Source organism: Pseudomonadota bacterium, from assembly GCA_040752895.1.
Taxonomy (GTDB): domain Bacteria; phylum Pseudomonadota; class Alphaproteobacteria.
In genome coordinates, this window is sequence record JBFMHN010000020.1 from 1 (window position 1) to 1,292 (window position 1,292).

Sequence of the window (1,292 nt, forward strand, 5' to 3'; positions counted from 1 at the left end):
GGTTCGACAAATGGGTGCCGCTGGCCGAGAAGGCGGTGGACGCCTTCTGCGCCGCCCTTCCCGACAACCCCGACGGCGCCAAGGAAGCAAAGAAAGCCACGCGGGCGTTCCGCGCAAGCCTCGGCTTTTCCGCTTGAGAGAGATGTCAACGATTGGTTTCGCAACCATACAATCGGGAATGAGGAAAACGGAGGCAAGATGCGTGTTATAAGCGGAATTCTTGTGTTTACTTTGGCGATTGCGGTGCAACTGTTCGATTTATCGGCTGCACGCGCGGCAGAGAAAAGTCCATGGATGGTAAGGGTTCGCAACCTCGTCGTCGTGCCAGACGAGGATTCGACCATCACCGCCATCGGCGGTGAGGCGACGCTCGGCAACGCCGTTGTGCCGGAATTCGATATCACCTACTTCTTCACCGAACACTGGGCGGCGGAACTGATTGCGGCGGTGACCCCCCATAACGTGCGGGGCGAGAACACCGCGCTCGGCAGCCTGGATCTGGGCGACGTGCTGCTGCTGCCGCCAACGCTGACGTTGCAATATCACTTTTTTCCAGAGCAAAACTATCGGCCTTATATTGGGGCCGGTGTGAATTACACGTTCTTCCTGGATGAGGATGCCGGCGCCTCTATTAACTCGATCGACTACGACAACGCGTTTGGCGCCGCCTTACAGGCGGGAGTCGATATAAGTCTCGAACCATTCGGTTTCAATGAACACTGGGCCCTTAACTTTGATGTAAAGAAGATATTCCTGAACACGGACGTGTCGATCAACGGCGGTGCGGTTACGGCCGACGTTGATATCGATCCCTGGATCATAGGGGTCGGGCTGGCGTATCGTTTTTGAAAATAGTACGGGCCATATATTGAACGTGTTTTGTTGCGACATCCCAAGAAGGCCGCCCAGCCAGCGTCCCTATTGATCCGCGGCTAATCGGGATCAGACTATTCCGCCCCGTCGGTCATTTGGTGAAATGCCAAGCTCAGACCACGGCTCACCGGGGCCTTGGGCATACCGCCATTGACCATCCGCATCCTCGCCTTTACGCGGATTTGCCGGAATTTGATCTAAATCAAGGAAATGGCATTCGGCCCTGGCTAGGGTTTTCTCATGGGGGATGGCTTCTTCCCCTCGAGTCTCACTGGTTGGGAAGAGTCGAATTCCATGCCTTGCGGTTGGCGACTTCTTGGCTTTACAGCGTTTGCGCTTCTTGGCTTTGGCGTCTCGATGGATGCGATGGCGGACCAGCCGAGGCCTTGGGAATTCGGGATGCAGACCGCCGTGACGCC

The 1,292-nt window shown here is 56.3% G+C and carries 1 protein-coding gene; it reads left to right on the top strand.

Annotated features, from left to right (window positions below):
- Positions 1-198 precede the first annotated feature (198 nt).
- Positions 199-849 carry an OmpW family outer membrane protein gene (locus tag AB1781_11410; GenBank protein MEW5705173.1) on the top strand — a complete coding sequence of 217 codons (651 nt, stop codon included), beginning with the start codon at positions 199-201 and terminating at the stop codon, positions 847-849.
- The last annotated feature ends 443 nt before the right edge of the window (positions 850-1,292 follow it).